General features: G+C 71.4%; 15 protein-coding genes and 2 tRNA genes. 11 read left to right on the top strand and 6 right to left on the bottom strand.

Translation table 11 applies throughout. The annotated features are described in order from the left end of the window. The first annotated feature begins 110 nt into the window (after window positions 1–110). Together AC1Q49_RS14640 and AC1Q49_RS14635 are read left to right on the top strand one after the other, a co-directional pair. Window positions 111–1,286 carry a DNA polymerase III subunit delta' gene (locus tag AC1Q49_RS14640; RefSeq protein ID WP_101305828.1) on the top strand — a complete coding sequence of 392 codons (1,176 nt, stop codon included), beginning with the start codon at window positions 111–113 and terminating at the stop codon, window positions 1,284–1,286. Continuing rightward, on the top strand, window positions 1,283–2,878 hold the full coding sequence (locus tag AC1Q49_RS14635; protein WP_375140952.1) for an alpha/beta hydrolase: 1,596 nt from the start codon (window positions 1,283–1,285) through the stop codon (window positions 2,876–2,878). The genes AC1Q49_RS14640 and AC1Q49_RS14635 overlap by 4 nt, the downstream gene beginning before the upstream one ends. 18 nt (window positions 2,879–2,896) lie before the next feature. Here AC1Q49_RS14635 and AC1Q49_RS14630 read toward each other — a convergent pair whose 3' ends face one another. From AC1Q49_RS14630 to AC1Q49_RS14620, 3 genes are all read right to left on the bottom strand, one after another. After that, window positions 2,897–3,556: an ABC transporter permease subunit gene (locus tag AC1Q49_RS14630; RefSeq protein WP_492493040.1), complete on the bottom strand. Its 660-nt coding sequence runs from the start codon at window positions 3,554–3,556 to the stop codon at window positions 2,897–2,899. Then, a complete protein-coding gene (locus tag AC1Q49_RS14625; protein WP_060960470.1) occupies window positions 3,549–4,586 on the bottom strand; it encodes a methionine ABC transporter ATP-binding protein in 1,038 nt (345 codons plus the stop codon). The genes AC1Q49_RS14630 and AC1Q49_RS14625 overlap by 8 nt, the downstream gene beginning before the upstream one ends. 79 nt (window positions 4,587–4,665) lie before the next feature. After that, window positions 4,666–5,559 carry a MetQ/NlpA family ABC transporter substrate-binding protein gene (locus tag AC1Q49_RS14620; RefSeq protein WP_492493037.1) on the bottom strand — a complete coding sequence of 298 codons (894 nt, stop codon included), beginning with the start codon at window positions 5,557–5,559 and terminating at the stop codon, window positions 4,666–4,668. Window positions 5,560–5,802: 243 nt separating this feature from the next. Here AC1Q49_RS14620 and AC1Q49_RS14615 point away from each other — a divergent pair. The 5 genes from AC1Q49_RS14615 to AC1Q49_RS14595 all read left to right on the top strand — a co-directional run bounded on the left by AC1Q49_RS14615 (window position 5,803) and on the right by AC1Q49_RS14595 (window position 10,021). Next, window positions 5,803–5,878, top strand: a tRNA-Thr gene (locus tag AC1Q49_RS14615). A gap of 26 nt (window positions 5,879–5,904) precedes the next feature. After that, window positions 5,905–6,300, top strand: a complete 396-nt coding sequence (locus AC1Q49_RS14610) for a hypothetical protein (RefSeq protein ID WP_492493035.1) — start codon at window positions 5,905–5,907, stop codon at window positions 6,298–6,300. Between the two features lie 62 nt (window positions 6,301–6,362). Then, window positions 6,363–8,645, top strand: a complete 2,283-nt coding sequence (locus AC1Q49_RS14605) for an MMPL family transporter (RefSeq protein ID WP_492493033.1) — start codon at window positions 6,363–6,365, stop codon at window positions 8,643–8,645. A gap of 45 nt (window positions 8,646–8,690) precedes the next feature. Then, window positions 8,691–9,275 (top strand): isochorismatase family protein, encoded by a 585-nt coding sequence (locus AC1Q49_RS14600; RefSeq protein WP_101305831.1) that lies wholly within the window; start codon window positions 8,691–8,693, stop codon window positions 9,273–9,275. After that, window positions 9,272–10,021 (top strand): DUF2510 domain-containing protein, encoded by a 750-nt coding sequence (locus AC1Q49_RS14595; protein WP_492493031.1) that lies wholly within the window; start codon window positions 9,272–9,274, stop codon window positions 10,019–10,021. The genes AC1Q49_RS14600 and AC1Q49_RS14595 overlap by 4 nt, the downstream gene beginning before the upstream one ends. A 30-nt stretch (window positions 10,022–10,051) precedes the next feature. On the opposite strand, the gene AC1Q49_RS14590 is transcribed toward AC1Q49_RS14595, so the two are convergent. The 3 genes from AC1Q49_RS14590 to AC1Q49_RS14580 all read right to left on the bottom strand — a co-directional run bounded on the left by AC1Q49_RS14590 (window position 10,052) and on the right by AC1Q49_RS14580 (window position 12,151). Next, window positions 10,052–11,284 (bottom strand): serine/threonine-protein kinase, encoded by a 1,233-nt coding sequence (locus AC1Q49_RS14590; RefSeq protein WP_492493029.1) that lies wholly within the window; start codon window positions 11,282–11,284, stop codon window positions 10,052–10,054. A gap of 28 nt (window positions 11,285–11,312) precedes the next feature. After that, window positions 11,313–11,388: transfer RNA gene (locus AC1Q49_RS14585), tRNA-Lys, on the bottom strand. Between the two features lie 100 nt (window positions 11,389–11,488). Continuing rightward, the gene (locus AC1Q49_RS14580; RefSeq protein WP_060960478.1) at window positions 11,489–12,151 is read right to left on the bottom strand and encodes a fasciclin domain-containing protein; all 663 of its coding nucleotides are present in this window, start codon (window positions 12,149–12,151) and stop codon (window positions 11,489–11,491) included. A 331-nt stretch (window positions 12,152–12,482) separates the two neighbouring features. Here AC1Q49_RS14580 and sigK point away from each other — a divergent pair, with 331 nt between their 5' ends. The 4 genes from sigK to AC1Q49_RS14560 all read left to right on the top strand — a co-directional run bounded on the left by sigK (window position 12,483) and on the right by AC1Q49_RS14560 (window position 15,842). Continuing rightward, on the top strand, window positions 12,483–13,082 hold the full coding sequence (gene sigK, locus AC1Q49_RS14575; RefSeq protein ID WP_060960451.1) for an ECF RNA polymerase sigma factor SigK: 600 nt from the start codon (window positions 12,483–12,485) through the stop codon (window positions 13,080–13,082). Beyond that, the gene (locus AC1Q49_RS14570) at window positions 13,079–13,903 is read left to right on the top strand and encodes an anti-sigma factor (RefSeq protein WP_492493026.1); all 825 of its coding nucleotides are present in this window, start codon (window positions 13,079–13,081) and stop codon (window positions 13,901–13,903) included. The genes sigK and AC1Q49_RS14570 overlap by 4 nt, the downstream gene beginning before the upstream one ends. 61 nt (window positions 13,904–13,964) lie before the next feature. Continuing rightward, entirely contained in the window at window positions 13,965–14,603 is a 639-nt protein-coding gene (locus AC1Q49_RS14565) for a hypothetical protein (RefSeq protein ID WP_060960450.1), read from the top strand. Between the two features lie 354 nt (window positions 14,604–14,957). Next, window positions 14,958–15,842: an aminodeoxychorismate lyase gene (locus AC1Q49_RS14560; RefSeq protein ID WP_492493024.1), complete on the top strand. Its 885-nt coding sequence runs from the start codon at window positions 14,958–14,960 to the stop codon at window positions 15,840–15,842. The last annotated feature ends 387 nt before the right edge of the window (window positions 15,843–16,229 follow it).

Genomic DNA, 16,229 nt, shown 5'->3' with positions numbered 1-16,229 from the left:
CCGCCACGCCCCGGGCCGGACGCGCCGTGGCGGCTCGCACAAGACATGGCGGCTCGCCGCTGGGGGGAGAACTCACTGGGGGTGTCCGTGCGGGCACGTAGGCTGGGGGCATGATTGCGGATGCTCCGATCGCCGAGGGGGAGCCCGGGACGGAGGTCCCGTGGGGCGAGGTGTGGGGCCAGGGCGAGGCGTTGCAGCAGCTGCGCGCCGCGGCATCCGATCCCGCTCAGCTCGCGCATGCGTGGCTCATCACCGGCCCGGCCGGCTCGGGCCGCTCGACCCTCGCGTACGCGTTCGCCGCGGCGCTGATCGCCGAGCCGGGGGATGAGAACGCGATGCGTCAGGTGCTCGCCGGCACGCACCCCGACCTCACCGCGCTGCGCACCGAGGGTGTGATCATCTCGATCAAAGACGCCCGCGCGCTCGTCGAGCGCTCCTACTTCTCCCCGTCGCTCGGCCGCTACCGCGTCATGGTGATGGAGGATGCCGACCGGATGGTCGAGCGCACCAGCAACGTGCTCCTCAAGGCGCTCGAAGAGCCGCCGGAGCGGACCGTGTGGATCCTCTGCGCGCCCAGCGACGCCGACCTCCTGCCCACGATCCGCTCGCGCGTGCGCACGCTGCGTCTGCGTGAACCCGATGTCGCCGACGTCGGACGCCTCATCGTGGCACGCACCGGCGTCGACCCGGCGACCGCCGAGCAGGCGGCGCGGCTCGCGCAGCGCCACATCGGCATGGCGGTGCGCCTGGCCACCGACGAGGGCGCGCGCGCCCGCCGCGACGAGACGCTGCGCGCCGTGCTGTCGGTCCGCGGCGTCGGGGGAGCGGTCGAGACCGCGGCGCGGATCGTGCAGCTGGCCACCGATGACGCCAAGGCGCTGACGGCCGAGCGCGATGAGGCCGAGCGCGCGTCGCTCCTGCGCACCCTCGGCATCGTCGCCGGCGCGGCGGTGCCGCCTGCCGTGCGCGGTCAGCTCAGCGCGCTGGAGGACGACCAGAAGCGGCGCGCGACCCGCAGCCTGCGCGACGGCATCGACCGCGTGCTCACCGATCTCGAGTCGATGTTCCGCGATGTGCTCATGCTGCAGTTCGGTCGCGGCGACGATCTCATCAACCGCGAGCTGGCGTCCGAACTGCGCGCCCTCGCCGATGCCTGGTCGGCCCCCCGCACGCTGGTGGTGCTGGACGCGATCTCGCAGACGCGCACGAACCTGGAGGGCAACGCCGCCCCCGCCCTGGCCCTGGAGAGCATGCTCGTGACCGTCGCGAGCGGGAGGACACTGTGACCGAGACATCCCACCGCCGTCGTCGTTCCGTCGTCGGCCGATCCGTCGTCCGGCGCGCCGTGGTCACGATCGCCGCCCTCGCGGCGGCGACCACGATGCTGTCCGGCTGCCTGTACGCGGCCATCCCCCCGGAGAGCGCCGCCACACCGGCGCCCAGCCGCGAACCCGACGTCGACGGGGCTCCCGCCGGCTTCGAGGAGTTCTATGGGCAGCAGCTCGACTGGCAGGCGTGCAGCGGCGCGGATGCCGGGAGCTACGACTGCGCGACGGTCACCGCACCGCTGGACTGGACCGATCCCTCGGTGGGGACCATAGATCTCGCCGTGATCCGCCGCGCTGCGACCGACGGCGACGCCATCGGGTCGCTGCTGACCAACCCCGGCGGACCCGGCGCGAGCGGTTACGATCTCATCGCGCAGTCGTCGTCGTTCGCGGTCGGTGCGGCGCTCTCCGACGTGTACGACGTCATCGGGTTCGACCCGCGCGGCGTCGGCCGTTCCACGGCGGTGCGCTGCTTCGATGCCGCGGAGATGGACGCCTACCTCTTCGACATCCCCGCCGATCCGCGGGGCAGCCAGGGCTGGACCGACGAGCTGACGGCCCGCAACCAGGACTTCGTGAAGGCCTGTGAAGCGGGAAGCGACGGCATCCTGCCGTACATCACGACCGACAACGCGGCGCGCGACATGGACCTGCTGCGCGCCGTGCTCGGCGACACGAAGCTCAACTACCTGGGCTACTCGTACGGCACCTTCCTCGGCGCGACGTACGCCAAGCTGTTCCCCGAGCGCGTCGGGCGGCTCGTGCTCGACGGCGCGATCGATCCGTCGGTGTCGGGACTGGACGTGAGCACGACGCAGGCCATCGGATTCGAGTCGGCGCTGCGGGCCTACATGGCCGACTGTCTGCAGGGCCGTTCCTGCCCGTTCTCGGGCAGCGTCGACGAGGGCATGGCCGCCCTCGGCACGCTCCTGGCGAGCGTGGACAGCTCGCCGCTGACCGGCTCGGACGGGCGTGAGCTGGGCGCCGACACGTTGATGACCGCGATCATCGCCGCCCTGTACTCGCAGGACAGCTGGTCCTACCTCAGCAAGGCCCTCACCGACGCCCTCGCCGGCGACGCCGACACCGCCCTGACGCTGGCCGACTTCTACTACGCCCGCTCCGACGGCACCTATCAGGACAACTCGACCGAGGCCTTCCGGGCCTACAACTGCATGGACTACCCCCTCGACTCGTCGCAGGCCGACAAGGATGCCGCCGACGCGCTCGTGCGTCAGAAGGCGCCGACCATCGCCCCGTACTGGCAGGGTGTGGACGTGTGCGAGGTCTGGCCCTACCCGCCGACGGGCGTGCGCGAGAAGATCGCCGCCGACGGCGCCGCACCCATCGTGGTGGTCGGCACCACCAACGATCCCGCGACGCCGTACGAGTGGTCGGTCTCGCTGGCCGAGCAGCTGTCGTCGGGCGTGCTGGTGACCCGCCAGGGCGAGGGTCACACCGGCTACAACAAGGGCAACACGTGCGTCGACACGGCCGTGGAGGACTACCTGGTCGACGGCACGGTGCCGCAGAACGGGCTCACCTGCTGAGCTCGCGCGGAGGGTCGCTCAGCGGCGCAGGACCCGGCGGGCGAGCGCGTTGCCCACGAACTGCACCAGCTGGACGATCACGACGATGACCAGCACGGCCGACCAGGTCACCCACGGGTTGAACTGCTTGAAGCCGTAGTTGATCGCGAACTCGCCCAGTCCGCCGGCGGCGACGGCGCCGGCCATCGCGGTCATGTCGACGAGCGCCACGACGACGAAGGTGTAGCCGAGCAAGAGCGGGCCCAGGGATTCCCGGGGGACGAGCCGGAAGAGGATCCGCGACCGGCTCGCGCCCGCCGCGCGCGCGGCCTCGATGACCCCGGGGCGCACGGTCAGCAGATTCTGCTCGACGATGCGGCTGATGGCGAACAGTGAGGCGATCGTGATGGCGAACACCGCGAACGGCACGCCGATGCCGGGCACGCCGACCCCGCGCGCGATGGGCTGCACGGCGGCCAGCAGGATGATGAAGGGGATCGGTCGGATCGTGTTCACGATGACGTTGAGCACCCCGAACACCGCTCGCTGCGGGAAGAGGCTGCCCGGGCGGGTCGCGTAGAGGGCGAGACCGAGCAGCAGGCCGCCGGCACCGCCCAGCACCAGCGCCGCGCTCGCGACGTACAGCGTCTCCAGCGTCGCCTCCCAGAGCTGGGGCAGCAGCGTGATGAGCCTATCCACGGGGGTCCTCCTCGGTCAGGGGTGCGTGCGCGGATGCCGCGGCCAGCGCGCGCGTGACGGCATCCGCGTCACCGGTCACGGCGAGGGTGAGGTGTCCGAAGACGCGGCCCCGGATGTCGTTGATGCCGCCGTGCACGACCTCGAAGCGCACGCCGTGGGCGGCCAGGGCGGCGAACACGTCGGCCTGTGCGGCGACGCCGTCGCGGACGTCCAGCGTGACGATGCGTCCGTCGTGCCGAGCGCGCAGGGCGGCGAGGTCGTCGCCGGTGGGGACGTCGTCGATGACGCTGGCGACGAAGCGCGCGGTCGCCGGATGCTGCGGGGCGGAGAGGATGTCGAAGACGGTGCCGGTCTCGATGACGCGGCCCTGCTCCATCACGACGACGCGATCGGCGAGGGTGCGGATGACCTCCATCTCGTGCGTGATGAGCACGATGGTGACGCCGAGCTCCGCGTTCACCCGGCGGAGGAGACCCAGGACCTCCTGGGTCGTGTCGGGGTCGAGCGCGCTCGTCGCCTCGTCGGCGAGGAGGATGCGGGGGCTCGTCGCGAGAGCGCGCGCGATGCCGACCCGCTGCTTCTGCCCGCCGGACAGCTGCTCGGGGTAGTTCTGCGCCTTGGCGGACAGGCCGACGAACTCGAGGAGCTCCGCGACGCGTGAGCGGATCTCCCCACGGGGGCGGCCGGCGACCTCCAGCGGATAGGCCACATTCCCGGCGACCGTCCGCGAGTCGAAGAGGTTGAACTGCTGGAAGATCATGCCGATGTCCGCGCGCAGCCTCCGCAGCTCCCGCTCACCGAACCGGGTGATGTCGGAGCCGTCGATCTCCACGCGTCCCGACGACGGCGTCTCCAGCGCGTTGATGAGACGAAGCACGGTGGACTTGCCCGCACCGGAGTATCCGATGATGCCGCAGATCTCACCCGCCGCGACGTCGAGGGAGACGTCGTCGAGTGCGACCACGGGCGGTGCCCCCTTCGTCTGCGGGGGGAAGACCTTCGTGGCCGATGTCAGTCTGATGATGCTCATGGGCTCCCGATCCGGGTCGAGGCGGAGACGACGCACGCGTGTGCGGCCCGCCTTCCGACGGGCCGCACACGCGTGGCGATCACTGCTGGGCGCGGATGTCGTCCTCGGTCTTCTTCAGCGACGTCATCAGATCGGCGACCGGCGTCTTCAGGAGCACCGCGGTGCCGCCCGAGGCCTCCAGCACGCCCTCCTGGACAGCGGCGGTGTTCTGGTACAGCTCGACGAGCTTCGCGTAGGTGGGGTTGTCGGCGTCCGCGGCCTTGGCCGCGAAGATGTTGATGTACGGGAACGCCGACGAGTCCGCCGGGTCGTCCTGCGCGAGCAGCTGGTCCTTGGTCAGTCCGGACTTGGCGACGAAGTCGTTGTTCACGACGGCGCCGGCGAAGTCGGGGAGCGACGAGGCGGTGAAGTCGGCGGCGACGGCCTCGACCTTGACCTTGGAGCCCGGCTCGATGTCGGCGACGGCCGAGAAGATCGACCCGCCGTCCTTCAGCGTGATCAGGCCCGCCGACTGCAGGACCAGGAGCGCGCGCGCCTGGTTGGACTCGTCGTTGGGGACGGCGATGGTCTCACCGGCGGGGATGTCGGCGACGCTGGCGTACTTGGTCGAGTACAGGCCCAGCGGGTAGATCGCGGTCGCCCCGATCGGCACCAGGTCGTCTCCGGCCTTCACGTTGTAGGTGGCGAGGTAGATGATGTGCTGGAACTGGTTCAGGTCGAGCTCGCCCGCCGACAGAGCCGGGTTCGGCTGGTCGTAGGAGTCGAAGTTCACGATCTCGACGTTGATGCCCTCGGCGGCAGCGGCTTCCTTGTAGGTCTCCCAGTAGGGGTCGCCGGCGCCGACGACGCCGATGCGCACGGGGTCGGAGGAGGCCCCCGCGGAGTCGGAGGGCGATGCGGCGCCGGAGGCGCACGCGCTCAGCAGCAGGACGAGCGGCAGCGCCAGAGCGGCGGCCAGGGTCTTCTTGGACATGGGTGGTGCTCCTTGTGGGTCGGGGCACCGCGTGGCGCGGGAGGACTGCAGGGTCGGCTTCCGCGCTCGCCTCGTCGCGGTGCCTCATCGACGGTAGGCAGATCCGGCGTCCAGATCAGAATCGGGACGTAACACGACGACACCGCCGGATCGGGTCGGCGTCGCCGGCCCCGGCGACCGGTTCGCGAGAGGCGCCCCGACCCTGTAGGATCGATCATCGTGCATGGCGCTCCGGCTCCCTGCGCCGCCTTAGCTCAGACGGCAGAGCGATTCACTCGTAATGAATAGGTCAAGGGTTCGATTCCCTTAGGCGGCTCCACACTTCCCCTCGCCCAGGGAGACTCCATGGATCACGCGATCGACGCGCTGATCGAGATCTTCACGTGGGTCGGACTCGGCGCGTTCGTCGTGCTCGCCGCCGCGGCGGTCGTCGTGTGGGCGGCCGACGGCACGTGGCTCCCGGCGGAGGCCATCATCGACCGCGACGGCGAGCATCCGCTCGCGCGGTGGTTCGACGCGGACGGCGACGCGAACAGTGCGCCCCTGTCGGCGGCGGAGGCCGCGGTCATCGGCGACGCCGACGCGGCATCCATCTGGTACCGCCACGGCTGGCAGGGACGCATGCGGCTGCAGCGGCGCCCCGCCGGGCTGCGTGCGCTGACCTGGTCGGCGGCGGGGATGCTCGCGCTCGGCATGATCAGTCTTGTCACGGGCTGGGTGCTCTACTTTGTCCGCGGGTGAGTGCGCGTCCCCGCGCATCACGGCGCTGGCATGCGGGACTTATTACTAGATAAGCTAGCGACATGACTCGTCGCACCGACACCCCGACGCGCTGGCTGCGTATCGGCATTCCCGTTCTGCTGGTCCTGATCTGGCTCGTCGGCGGATCCATCGGCGGCCCCTACTTCGGCAAGGTCGACGAGGTCGCGACCAACGACCAGTCCTCGTTCCTGCCGTCCTCGGCGGAGTCCACGCAGGTGCAAGAGCGGCTCTCGCAGTTCACCGGCGGCGACAGCATCCCCGCCGTCATCGTCGTCACCGGCGACGGGGCGCTCAGCGCGGCGCAGCTCACCCAGATCTCCGACCTTGCCTCGACCATCTCCGGCGTCGAGGGCGTCGAGCAGGTGTCGCCGGCCATCCCGTCCGAAGACGGCGAGGCGGTGCAGTTCTTCGTGCCGATCTCGACCGCGGGCGACGTGGGCGAGACGGTCACGGCCGTCCGCGAGAGCATCGAGAAGAACCTGCCGTCGGGCCTGGAGGCGTGGGTCACCGGCCCCGCCGGTTTCACCGCCGATCTGGTGGCGGGCTTCCTCGGTATCGACGGCCTGCTGCTCGCCGTCGCGCTCGGGGCGGTGTTCATCATCCTGGTGATCGTCTACCGCTCGCCGCTGCTGCCGGTGCTCGTGCTGCTCACCTCGACCTTCGCCCTGTGCGTCGCGCTGCTGACGGTCTGGTGGCTCGCCAAGGCGGGCATCTTCGTGCTGAACGGGCAAGTGCAAGGCATCCTGTTCATCCTCGTCATCGGTGCCGCCACCGACTACGCCCTGCTCTACACGGCACGCTTCCGCGAAGCGATCGGCACGGGGGTCAAGCGATGGGATGCTGCGATCATCGCTTGGCGCGGCGCGTTCGAGCCGATCATCGCCTCGGGCGGCACGGTCATCGCCGGGCTGCTCTGCCTGCTGCTGAGCGATCTCGCCAGCAACCGGGCGCTCGGGCCGATCGCCTCGATCGGCATCGCGTTCGCGGTGCTGTCCGCCCTCACGTTCCTGCCGGCGCTGCTCGCGATCTTCGGGCGCGCGGCGTTCTGGCCCTTCATCCCGAAGGGCGCCGACGGCGACCCGGGGGACAACGCCGAGCGGCTCGTCACCGACCCGCACGCCCCCGTCCGCGGTTTCTGGGGCCGCCAGGCGCGGCTGGTCGCGCGCCACGCACGGCCCGTGTGGATCATCTCGACGGTCGTGCTGCTCGCGGCATCCGTCGGCGTGCTGCAGCTGAAGGCCGACGGGGTGCCGCAGAGCGACCTGGTGCTGGGCGCGTCGCAGGCGCGCGACGGGCAGGACGTGCTCGCCCAGCACTTCGCCGCGGGATCGGGCAGCCCGGCGTACATCGTCGTGCCCCAGGACCGGGTGGCCGACGCCGTGACCGTGCTCGAGAAGGCGCCCGGCATCGAATCCGTCGCCGCGACCGCGAAGGACACCGCGTCGGGTCAGATCGGCGTCACGGTGCAGAACGGCGCCCCCGTCTACACGCTGGCCGGTCCGCCGAGTGCGACGCCGCCCCAGCCCACGATCGTCGACGGCGACGTGCTGCTGGTGGCGACGCTGTCGGACGAGGCCGACTCGCTGGCCGCGGAGCAGACCGTGCGCGATCTGCGGACGAGCTTCACGACCGAGCTCGGCGCGGACGTCGCCCTGGTCGGCGGGCCGACGGCGATCGACCTCGACACGAACGACACCTCGATCCGCGACCGTACCCTCATCATCCCGGTGATCCTCGCCGTGATCCTCGTGATCCTGATGCTGCTGCTGCGGGCGGTCGTCGCCCCGGTGATCCTGATCCTGAGCGTCATCCTGTCGTTCGGCGCGGCACTCGGCGTCAGCGCGCTCGTCTTCGACAACCTGTTCCACTTCCCGGGGGCGGACCCCGCCGTGCCCCTGTACGGCTTCGTCTTCCTCGTGGCACTCGGCGTCGACTACAACATCTTCCTGATGTCGCGCGTGCGGGAGGAGTCGAAGCGTCACGGCACACGCCCCGGCATCCTGCGCGGGCTCGTCGCGACCGGAGGGGTGATCACCTCGGCGGGGCTCGTGCTGGCCGCGACCTTCGCCGCGCTCGGCGTGATCCCGATCCTGTTCCTCGCCCAGCTCGCGTTCATCGTCGCCTTCGGCGTGCTGCTCGACACGTTCGTCGTGCGCTCGCTGCTGGTGCCGGCGGTCGCCTACGACCTCGGCCGGCGGATCTGGTGGCCCTCACGCCTCGCGCGGGCCGACGTCGATGCCGGGCGAAACTCCTCCATTCCGGTCGCGGCGGGCGCGACACGCCGGTCGCGGCGACGTGGTGGGGGCGATTCGGCGGAGTTGTGACCGGGGCGCCGACCGCAGCCGCCCCGAGGGATTAGCCTCGGTGGTATGACCAGAGCACTGTTCATCGTCGACGTCCAGAACGACTTCACGGAGGGCGGAGCGCTCGCCGTCGCAGGCGGTGACGCGGTCGCGCGCGGTCTGACGGCGTATCTGTCCGCGCACGCCGACGACTACGCGCTGATCGTCGCGTCGCGGGACTGGCATGAAGGTCACACCGACAACGGCGGCCACTTCGCCTCCGATGCGGCCCCCGACTTCGTGGACACCTGGCCGGTGCACTGCGTCGCCGGCACGGCCGGAGCGGACTACGACCCGGAACTCGTCACGGACGCCGTGACCCACCACGTCAAGAAGGGACAGGGCATGCCCGCCTACTCGCTGTTCGAAGGAACCACGGATGCCGGTGAGAAGGTGTCGTCCCTGTTGAGCGCCCACGGCGTCACGCAGGTGGATGTCGCCGGCCTGGCCACCGATCACTGCGTGCGCGCGTCGGCGCTCGACGCGATCGCGCACGGGCTGCACGTCCGCGTCCTGACCGACCTCATCGCGGGCGTCGCCCCGGAGAGCTCGGATGCCGCGCTCGCCGAACTCGCCCACGCCGGTGCCGAGCTGGTCGGAGCGGCCTCGTGAGCGCCCCCGCCGGCTGGTACCCCGACCCGGCGGATGCCGCCGCGCGCCGCTGGTGGGACGGCACCCAGTGGACGGCACAGACGGCGCCCGCGCCGCGGTTCGGCGAATACGCACCGAATCCCGCCGCACCCGCCGCGCCGGTCGCACCCGCCGCGCCGGTCGCTCCGGCGTATCCGGCCTACCCGACGGCTCCCGCGTCTGCGGGTCCGGGGGCCACCCCGCCGGCCGTCGACGTTCCGACCCAGACGATCTGGGTGTGGCTGGCGGTCGCCGCATCCGTGCTGCCGATGCTGTCGATCTTCCTTTTCGACTGGAACGGCTACCTCTCCATCATCGCGGCGATGATGCGCGCGGCGGAGTCGGGCTCGGGGACGGCCGCGGCCGCGGCCACCGCGGACCTGACGTCGTGGGAGATGCGCACTCTCGGCATCTCCCTGATCGGCTGGGCGTGCTACGCCGCGTTCATCGTGTTCAGCTGGCTCGACTGGCGCGAGCTGAAGCGCCGCGGCGTGCCGGCGCCGTTCGGTTGGGCATGGTCGTTCTTCGTGCTGGTGAGTGCAGGATCGGCCGTCTACATGATCGGGCGCGCGGTGGTGCTGCGGCGGCGGACCGTCGCCGGCGGCTGGGCTCCGTTGTGGACGTGGGTCGCGGCGACGGTCGTGGGCTTCGTCGCCGCGATCTCGCTCGGCGTGTGGCTGGTCGGCGAGATCCTGCAGGTCGTTTCCGTCGGCACTCTCGGCAGCTGACCGCGGCATCCGTCCGGGGGAAGGGGCGGCTCAGCCGCCGTCCTTGCCCGGGCCGCCGCCCTTGCCGCCGTTGTTCTCGCCCGGCCCGCCCTTGTCCTTGCCTTTGTCCTTCGGGTCGGCGGGAGCGACGGGGTCGGGGTTCGACACCGTGCTCGCGTCGGTCGCCGCGGGCGTGGGCGTGGGCGTCGACGACGGCGGCGTCGTGGTCGGTGACGGTTCGACGCTCGGCGCCGACGACAGTCCCGACCATGCCGACAGGGCGATGACGATCGCGGCCGCCGCCGCGCCCGCGCCGATCAGCAGCGGAGTCCGGCGCCACCACGGGCGTGCCCCGGCCGCGGCCCGATCGAACCGCGCCGCGGCTGCGGCGGCGGGCTCCGCCGGCGTCGGCGGGATGAGGACGCGGGTGTCTTCGGCGCCCGCCGCGCGCGGGGGAGCAGCGAGGGTGTCGGCGATCGCGGCGGCGCTCGGGCGCGCCGCCGGGTCGCGGTCGAGCATCGCGGGCAACAGCCCCGCCCACAGGGGCGGGAGGTCCGCGGGGATCTCGGGATCCTGCGCGAGTCGGGCGAGCAGCTGTCCCGCGCCCTGAGCGGACGGGAAGGCCCGCGCACCGCTGAGCGCCTCCAGCAGCACGAGGCCGAGGGAGTACACGTCGGATGCCGGGGCCGGAGCGTGACCGAGAGCGACCTCGGGAGCGAGGTAAGCGGCGGTGCCGATGAGGGTGCCGGGCTGCGTGATCCGCTCCGAGCCGAGCAGATGAGCGATGCCGAAGTCGGCGAGCTTCGCGCGACGCGGCCGGCTCGATGTCGCGCCGGGCGCGAGCAGGATGTTGGAGGGTTTGATGTCGCGGTGCACGACACCGGCGGCGTGGACGGCGCTCAGCGCCTCGGCCAGCTCGCCGGCGATGCGGGTGAGCTCGGCATCCGTCAGCGGTCCTTCGGCGAGCCGCGCCGACAGCGAGGGGCCGTCGACACGTTCCATGACGAGGTAGCGGGGGCCGGGGCCGGTCAGGCGCGCGTCGTGCAGCACGACGAGGTTCGGGTGGGTGAGCGCCGCGAGCGCGGCCGTCTCGACCCGCACCCGCTGGCCGGCATCGAGATCATCGCCTGTCGCCGTGATGATCTTGATCGCGACCGTGCGACCCAGCGTGAGGTCGTGCGCCGCGTAGACACGCGACATGCCTCCCGTGCCGATGAGCGCGTCGATGCGGTAGCGCTCGTCCAGCAGCATCCCGACATCCACAGCTGACGTCCGATCGTCCACGTTCCGAGGCTAGCCGCGCGCGGCCCACTGGTGGGCCCCGTGGGGCTCGAACCCACGACCCGCGGATTAAAAGTCCGATGCTCTACCGACTGAGCTAGAGGCCCCAGGCCTCCCAGCGTACCGGCTGCGGGCGGGGCGCGGACGCGACGAGGCCGCCGGCGCGCAGTGCGCCGGCGGCCTCGACCGGGGTGTGACCGGGAACGATCAGTTGGTCGGCGTCAGAACCGTGTCGATGAGGTACACGGTCGCGTTGGCCGTCTGGACGCCGCCGCAGATGACGGTGGCGTCGTTGACCTTCAGGTTGTCGCCCGAGCCGGTGACGGTCAGGTCGCCGCCCTCGACGGTCTTGTGGGTGCCGACGACCTGCGACGGGTCGAGCTGGCCGGGAACCACGTGGTACGTGAGGATCTTGGTCAGCGCGGCGCTGTCGGTCTTCAGCGAGTCGATCGTGGCCGCGTCGATCTTGGCGAACGCGTCGTCGACCGGGGCGAAGACGGTGAACTCACTGCCGTTGAGGGTGTCGACGAGGTTCACGTCGGGGTTGAGCTGGCCGCTCACGGCCGCGACGAGGGTCTTCAGCAGCGGGTTGTTCGAGGCGGCGACGGCCACCGGGTCCTGAGACATGCCCTCGACCGAACCGGCGCCGGACGGCACGGCCTCGGCGTACGCGGCGCATCCGGGGCCCACGAGGTTGGCGGCCGGGTCCATCGTGGACGGCGACGGCGCCATCGACTGGGTCTCCTGCGTCATCGCGGGGGGCGTGGTCTCGGCGCTGGTCGAGGAGCCCATCGAACATGCCGAGAGCGCGAACGCGCCGGCGATCGTGAGCGTCAGGGCCGCCGTGATCTTCTTCGTGGTGCTGAGCATGATGTCCTCCATGTGAGCTGACGTGCGGTTGTTGGTCCTGCCGAGCCGCAGGTGCGGTCTCGACAAGTCCTTCGGAGCCCGCCGCGCATCGGATGGGAAAAAGTTCCGAATCCGTTTGCGCCTCCGCATCCGCCCCCCTTATAGACCGAGGGTCTCGTCGCCCGTCTCGGCCTCCGTTCCGGCGGCGCAATCCGATCCCGGTCCGGCGACGAACAGGACATGACCCGAGCGCATCGCGACCTCTGCGGTCGGGGGCGGCCGGAGCATACTCGTTCGCCGCCGGATGGGCCACCCGCGGCCGCGATGCACGACAGAGGGACGGTGATACGGCATGCTGAGAGAGATGGTCATCGACGGTGTGGACGTACCCGAGGACTCACCGGCGCGTGATCACGCCGGGGAGCTCCTGGTGCGCATCGCGGCGGGCGACCGGACGGCTTTCGGGCAGCTCTACGACATGCTCGCCCCCCGCGCCTTCGGTCTGATCCTGCGGGTGCTCGTGAACCGCGCGCTGAGCGAGGAAGTGCTTCAAGACGTCTTCCTGGAAGTGTGGCAATCCGCTTCCGGTTTCGCTCCGAATAAGGGTCAGGGACGGTCCTGGGTCCTCACCATCGCCCATCGTCGCGCTGTCGATCGCGTGCGCTCCACACGCGCAAGCACGGAGCGAGACGAGAAGGCGGGTCTGCGCGAACTGAACACGGGCCAGGACAGCGTCGACGACCAGGTCGCCCTGCGCATCGAGAGCAGGCGCGTCGCCCGGGCGATGGACGCACTCCCCGACCCTCAGCGAGAAGCGCTGCTGCTCGCCTATGTCGGGGGATATTCTCAGAGCGAGATCGCCGCGTTGGTGGGATCGCCCCTGGGGACGATCAAGACGAGAATGCGCGACGGTCTGTCGCGCCTGAGGCAGGAGATGGGGGTGACGTCATGAACGACCGCGACCACCGAGACATCGGAGAAGACGAGTTCGCCGAGCTGTCGGCAGGGCACGCGATGAACGCGCTGTCGGCCGATGACGAGCGCGCCTATCAGACCGCCCTCGACGCCCATCCCGAGTGGGACGACGTCGTCGCCCTCGACGCTGCCACGATCGACATCCTCGCCGACGCCGTCGCGCCGGTCGCGCCGCCCGTCGACCTGCGTTCGCGACTGATGCGTGCCATCGAGGTCGACCCGTCCGCGCCGACGGACGCCGGTGCGGATGCCGCAGCATCCGCGGACGAGACGGATGCCGCTCCGTCCGCCCCCGACGCCGAGGAGCCGCCGCCCACCGACGTCGTCCAGACGGTCGAGCGCCGCGCGTGGACGCGCGGGCTGTTCGCGCTCGTCGCCTCCGTCGCCCTGCTGATCGGGATCGGCTGGGGCACGGGTGCGGTCACGAGCCTGTGGCGCACGCCGGCCGCCGTGACGGCGTTGGAGCAGATCCAGTCGGCGCCGGATGCCGCATCCGCACAGGTCGACTTCCAGGGCGGCGAGGCGACGGCGCACTGGTCGCAGAGCGTGGGCAAGGTCGTGCTGGTGGCCCAGGGTCTGCCGGAGATCCCCGCGGATCGCACGTTCGAGCTGTGGTTCGTGCGCGGCGATCAGCCGATCGCGGCCGGCACCTTCGACGCCTCCGGTGCGAAGGCCACGGCTCAGCTCGACGGCACGATGCAGCCCGGAGACACCATCGCCGTGACGGTGGAGCAGGCCGGCGGATCGCCCGACGGCTCGCCGACGACCGCGCCGATCATCGCGATCCCGACGGTGTGACCGCGACTGCGGCGATCGGGGCCTCGGCCCCGCCCCGGCAGGCCGCCGGTAGCCTGGAGCGATGAGCGACGACTCCCGGGACTACCACCGCCCCGTCCGTCGACCCGCGGACGCGTTCGACCGCCGATTCGGGTCCACGGATCCGGCCGACGTCTCGCGGATCGCGCATGCCACGGCATCCGCCCTGGTGACGAGGGTGCGCAACGAGCCGACCGACGCGGTCGTCGACCGCCTCGTCACCTTCACCGATGCCCACGGGCTCGAGACGGTGGCCGAGCTGTGGTCGCACTCGCCGGCGAAGTCGCTTCCGGGCACGCTGTGGCGGCTGTATCTGCTGCAGTTGATGGTCCGGGACGACGCGGCGACCGCCGCGCTGCTCTACGAGCGCGGGCGGGTCGTGCTGCCCTCCGTCGACGACGTCGTCGCGGGCGCGCCCACGCCGGCCGGGCCGGAAGAGCTCATGACGCTCGTCGACGAGATCCTGCGGGGCGTGTTCACGGGCGACTTCGCGGTCGCGCTGGAGCGTGCCGCGTCGTTCTGTCGGGTCGAGGCGGCGGGCGCCGCCGATGTCGCCGACGACTACGACGCGGCCGAGCCCGAGCGGGCGAGCGCGTTCACGACCCGCGCCCTGCGCCTGGACACCTACGCCGGAGACCTGACCGCGTGCGCGGGCCTCTGGCGACGTGACGCGTTGACCTGACCCGGCGGCTGCTCCCGGTGGCGGGTGGCCCGTGGGCGGTGGCCGGTCGTTGAGCGAGGAGCGCAGCGACGAGTCGAAACGTGGATGTCGCGGTTGCCCGGTCGTTGAGCGAGGAGCGCAGCGACGAGTCGAAACGTGGATGTCTCGGGTGCCCGGTCGTTGAGCGAGGAGCGTAGCGGCGAGTCGAAACGCGGATGTCGCGGGTGCCCGACACAGAAGTGCCGGGCCGCAGAACGCCTCTCGGCGCGAGGCCGCTCGGAGCGGCGAAAGATGGAGCCCGGGGTTACTGCGGCCCGGCTGTTCCAGTGTAACGGACGCCCCCTGAGGGGTATTCCCGCGGTCTAGGCTCGGGGCATGGCCTGGCACTTCGCGCTGATGATCGACCCCGCCGACGTGGACGACACCCGCTCCGACTTCGCAGCGACCTTCACCGAGGTCGATCCCGCCGCCCCCGCGCTGACCGTCGGAGAGCTCAGCACGCAGCGCGGCGACGGCATCTTCGAGTCGATCGGCGTCATCGACGGTCACCCGCAGGAGGTCGAGGCGCACCTGTCCCGGCTCGCCCATTCGGCGCAGCTGTGCGACCTCCCCGTGCCCCACGCGGAGCAGTGGCGCCAGGCCGTGGCCCTCGCCGCGTCCGCCTGCGGTGCGGGGGAGGCGGTCATCAAGCTCATCCTGAGCCGGGGAATCGAGCACGGTCCCACTCCGACCGCGTGGGTGACCGCGGCCCCGGCCGCCGACTTCTCGATCGCGCGGTCGCGCGGCATCCGTGTCGTCACCCTCGACCGCGGGTACGCCCTCGACGTGCCGTCGCGGGCGCCGTGGCTGCTGTTGGGCGCGAAGACGCTGTCGTACGCCGTGAACATGGCGGCGCTGCGCGAGGCCCGCCGGCGCGGCGCGGACGACGCAATCTTCACGACGAGCGACGGCTACGTGCTGGAGGCACCGACCGCGTCGCTCATCCTGCGTCGCGGAGACGCCTTCCTCACCCCCGTGCCGAACGCCGGCATCCTGCACGGCACGACGCAGCTGAGCCTGTTCGAGCACCTCGCCGCCCAGGGCTTCGAAACCGGCTACGAGACGATCCCCGTGGCGGAGCTGCACACCGTGGATGCCGCGTGGCTCGTCTCCAGCGTGCGCCTCGCGGCGCCGATCACGGCGATTGACGATGTCGACGTGCCGATGGATGCCGCTCTCACGGTATCCATGAACGACTACCTGCTGAGTCCGCGGGACTGAACCGGCACACGGGGCTGGGGCTTGGGCTTGCCGGCGCGGCTTGCGGCTGCGGCTCGCGGGCGCGTTCTGCGCTCGCGGCCCGAACTGCAAGGCCTCGCGGGTGACACGCCGGGGTGGATGTGGAGGCGCCGGCGTGTCGCCGCGCTGCCCTTGCAGTGCGGTCAGGGGCGTGGCGTGCGGGGTGGCGGCGCTGCCCTTGCAGTTCGGTGAGGGGCGTCGGGTGCGGGGTGGCGGCACGGGCGTGGACGCGACGGTGTGGCGAGCGGTGAGGGTAGGCGCAGCCGTGGCCGGGCGCTCGCGGCCCGAACTGCAAGGCCTCGCGGGCGACGCGCCGGGGTGGATGCGGGGCCGCCGGCGTGTCGCGGGGCTGCCCTTGCAGTTCGGTGA

This window comes from Microbacterium sp. MPR-TSA4, assembly GCF_058792815.1.
This window is presented reverse-complemented; position numbering and strand designations above follow the sequence as displayed.